This is a genomic window from Desulfonatronospira sp. (assembly GCA_003563255.1).
Lineage (GTDB): Bacteria > Desulfobacterota > Desulfovibrionia > Desulfovibrionales > Desulfonatronovibrionaceae > Desulfonatronospira.
On sequence record PWSL01000331.1, the window covers coordinates 1 to 3,892 of the forward strand.

At 53.0% G+C, this 3,892-nt stretch carries 4 protein-coding genes and 1 pseudogene; 1 reads left to right on the forward strand and 4 read right to left on the reverse strand.

Annotated features, from left to right (window positions below):
- Positions 1 to 225 (forward strand): annotated as a pseudogene (locus QZP87_RS09595) (glutamate--tRNA ligase); the annotation flags it as partial.
- 41 nt (positions 226 to 266) lie between these two features.
- Here the strand turns inward: QZP87_RS09595 and QZP87_RS09600 are convergent.
- From QZP87_RS09600 to QZP87_RS09615, 4 genes are all read right to left on the reverse strand, one after another.
- Positions 267 to 491, reverse strand: a complete 225-nt coding sequence (locus QZP87_RS09600) for a DUF2905 domain-containing protein (RefSeq protein WP_291322699.1) — start codon at positions 489 to 491, stop codon at positions 267 to 269.
- 156 nt (positions 492 to 647) lie between these two features.
- Positions 648 to 1,655: a hydrogenase expression/formation protein HypE gene (hypE, locus tag QZP87_RS09605; RefSeq protein WP_291322700.1), complete on the reverse strand. Its 1,008-nt coding sequence runs from the start codon at positions 1,653 to 1,655 to the stop codon at positions 648 to 650.
- Between the two features lie 19 nt (positions 1,656 to 1,674).
- A complete protein-coding gene (gene hypD, locus QZP87_RS09610) occupies positions 1,675 to 2,757 on the reverse strand; it encodes a hydrogenase formation protein HypD (protein ID WP_291322701.1) in 1,083 nt (360 codons plus the stop codon).
- Positions 2,741 to 2,971: a HypC/HybG/HupF family hydrogenase formation chaperone gene (locus QZP87_RS09615; RefSeq protein WP_291322702.1), complete on the reverse strand. Its 231-nt coding sequence runs from the start codon at positions 2,969 to 2,971 to the stop codon at positions 2,741 to 2,743. The genes hypD and QZP87_RS09615 overlap by 17 nt, the downstream gene beginning before the upstream one ends.
- Positions 2,972 to 3,892 lie beyond the last annotated feature (921 nt).

A 3,892-nucleotide genomic window follows, 5' to 3' on the forward strand; every position in this document is an offset into this window, starting at 1 on the left:
TACCTGAGAGAGATCGCGGAGATACTTGCAGGAATGGAAGAGTTTGACCAGGAAAACCTGGAGCAGGCCATGAAGGTCTACATCGAGGAGAAAAATATCAAATTCAAGGCCATAGCCCAGCCCCTGCGGGTGGCCCTTACCGGCAAAACCGCCAGCCCGGGCATCTTTGAAACCATGCAGGTTCTGGGCAGGGGAAGCTGTATCAACCGGCTCAGGCGTATTTAGTATAGTTAAGATACGCCTGAAAAAGCCATGTGGATATACCTTTACTTGCGCAGGAGGAAAAAAATTATGGTCAGAACTGCGCTTATGAGGATGCAGGTGCCCAGGGGAAAATAGAAGGTGAAGTTTTCCCTCTTGATGAATATGTCCCCCGGGAGACGTCCCGGGGTAAAGGGCAGCTTGTCCCTTAAAAGAACCAAAAGCCCCACAGCCGCCAGAACCAGGCCTATAATTATCAGTATCTTACCGGGATCAGGCCATTGCTGCATACCGTAAAACCTCAAGTTCAGCTTGAACTTTTTCTATTGCTGATTTTGCCGGCAATCCTGTGAAAAAAGCTGTACCATGCTGGATCGTACCGGCTGATACTAATCCCTCAATCCCCAAATTCTTCAATCCCTGAATTCTTAAATTCCTGAATCCACTCAACATATCCTGGGCAGTTGTTCACCCTCCAGCATGTCCAGAAGCCTGTGGCCTCCAAGGGACGTCCTTAGAACCACCCTGCCCTTGTGCCCTTCCCGGACATGCCCGATGAGGGCCGCATCCCGTCCCGCAGGATGGGAGCGCATGACTTCCAGAGCTTTTTGGGCCAGCTTCTCTGGCAGGATACAGATAAACTTGCCCTCGTTGGCCAGATACAAGGGGTCCAGACCCAGAAAAGAGCATCCCCCTTGCACTTCCCGGCGTACAGGTACCTGATCCTCCTGGAGAAGTATTTCGCAGCCAGACTGAGAGGCGATCTCGTTTAAAGTGGTGGCCAGCCCTCCCCGGGTGGGGTCGCGAAGCACATGAATATCCCCCACCTCCTGGATCAACCTGCAGGTCAGGCTGTTTAAGGCCTGACTGTCGCTCTGGATATCCGTTTCAAACTTAAGCCCCTGCCTGTAGGTCAGTATGGCCAGGCCGTGGTCCCCCAGGGTGCCGCTTATGATCACCGCGTCTCCAGGTTCTGCACTGCTGCCTGATGGAGCCGGACTGGTTATGACCCTGCCTATGCCGGTGGTATTGATAAACATCTTATCCGCTGCCCCTTTTGGCACCACCTTGGTATCCCCGGTGATCACCTGTACTCCACATTCAGCGGCAGCCCTGCCCATGGATGCAGCAATCCTGTCCAGATCCTGCATGTCCAGTCCCTCTTCCAGTAGAAAGGCACAGCTCAGGTACCTGGGCTCCGCCCCCAGCATGGCCACGTCGTTTACCGTGCCGTGCACTGCCAGGGAACCGATGTCGCCCCCGGGAAAAAACAGTGGAAAGATGGTGAATGTGTCCGTACTCACGGCCAGGGGGCCGGATATATCCTCGATAAGGGCGGCGTCATCAAGGCGGTTCAGCCCTGGGTTGCCCAGGTGTTTTAAAAATATCTCCCTGATGAGACGCTGCGAGGCCTTGCCCCCGCTGCCGTAGTCAAGAAGGACCCTGTCGGTCATGGTGTTTTCCTTTATGCACTCACAACGAGTACTTGAAAAAAGCCGCGCAGGAACCCTCAGTGGAGACCATGCATGGTCCCACCGGGGCTGCCGGGGTACATACGCAAGAAAAAAGCGGGCACTGGGGGGGGAGTATTTTGCCCTTGAGCACCTGGCCGCATTTGCACCCGGTATTTGTTTCAGGTTGAAGCGGGGCAGGCTCAAATTTTCTCCTTGCGTCAAACCCCAGGTATTCTTTCCTCAAAGACAGCCCGCTGCCCGGAATGTCCCCCAGTCCACGCCAGGCGGTATCCACGGGCTTGAATACCTCCTGCATCACTTCCCTGGCCCTGGGGTTGCCCTGGTCTGCAACCGCCCTTTTATAATTGTTGATCACTGCGGGAGTTTTTTCCTTGTGCATACGCAGCAGAATCTGGATGGACTGCAGGATATCCAGGGGCTCGAAACCGGAGATGACAGCCGGAAGGTTGTAATCCCCAGCCAGAAACATAAACGGCTCAATGCCTGTTATGGTGGAGACGTGACCCGGAAGAAGAAGTCCGTCCACCCTTATGTCCGGGTCCGAGGCTAAGGCAAGCAAAGCCGGGGGCACCAGCTTGTGCATGGGCAGAATAAAAAAATTCTCCACCTGCTGATTGAGAGCTACTTTCACAGTGGCGGCAACTGTGGGGGCCGTGGTTTCAAATCCTACAGCCAGGAAAACCACGTTTTCAGAGGGATTGTCCACAGCCAGCTGCAGGGCGTCGAAGGCGGAATAGAATATTTCCACCCTTGCCCCTTCCGCCTGTACTTTTTTCAGGCTGTCGCCCCCGCTTCCCGGCACACGCATGAGGTCTCCAAAGGTGGCCAGGCGGAGATCCATTTTTGCCAGGGCCAGAAAAGTATTTACTTCCAGGTCATGGGTCACGCATACAGGGCAGCCTGGACCTGAAAGATGAGAGATGTTCTCCGGCAGAAGGCTCTTTATGCCGCTTTGAAATATGGAAACAGTGTGCGTGCCGCAGACTTCCATGAAACGAAAAGGTGAATCAGCCAGGTGCTGAATCTGTTCCAGAACTCTGCGGCAAAGATCCGGGTCCCGGAATTCACTTGACAAGTTCAAGCCCCAGACTGTCCTGAAACAGTTTCAGGGTTTCCAGTCCTTCCTGGCGGTCAATGCATCTCAGGGCAAAACCTGCGTGGACAATGACAAAATCCCCCACAGCCGGTACCTGGTCCACAATATCCAGGCGTACCTGATTTTTGACTCCGCCCACTTCCACATGGGCCACATTGTCTTCTATGGAGACCACTTCCATGGGAACGGCCAGACACATATCTTTTCTCCTGAGTGTTTTAACTGGATTATTTTGTCTTGATAAATCAATATCTGTTTAGGCGTTTTAGGCGCTTAGCACAAATTTCGGAACAACATGTTGGTCGTTAAAATCGGTTCGTGGTTCCTGGTTCTTCGTTCCTGGTTACCTCTTGTTCCCAGGCTGGAGCCTGGGAACAAGAAAAGAAAGAAAAGAAAAAAAATCCCTGCTTGCATGTTAGTGGGGACAGGCACCCCGGCACTTATATTTTATTGAACAAGAAACAGATTAGAAAAATAAGTGCCGGGAGAGCCAGTCCCCGTGCTCAACGCGTCCTGCAAGGGTTGACCGAATGATGCCCCGCAGGGGCCTCTTTTTCCGCGCAGGGTCGCGGAAAAAGCCTAGTGACTTACTCCTGAATGCCTGTCAGGAAAAACAAGAAAAATTTGAGCTATGGCGGGGGTTCAGCGCTTGGCACTGCTTCCAGCCCGGAGGCATACAGCCTGGAGGGGGACTGTTTCGTACTTATTTTTTTAAGAAAAAGACTACTTCCCACAGATCACACCCCAGTGAAATGGCTTCGCCTTCACTTCGTGAATTTCACGGGGCAGGCAGATTGACCACGCGAGGCGCGTGGCAGGCACAGATGGAAGAAAGAGCTTTTATGTGCATACCAGGAATACGCACCTGGTATGCACATGGTCTCCACCGCATCCGCGGTAGATACCGGGGAGTAAGTTTTTTCGCCTCGAAGCGGCTGATGCCTTTTCCTTGCGGGTCTTGCCCCGTGAAACAACGCTGAAAGCGTTCCTGCGCAGCAGGGTTTCACTGGGGTCTTATTCCCGCAAGGAAAAAACATGCTTTTTCAATCTCTTTTATCTGTGTCAATCTGCCTGCCCGGTGAAATAGACGAAGTCTCAGCGCAGTTTATCCCGTGAAACA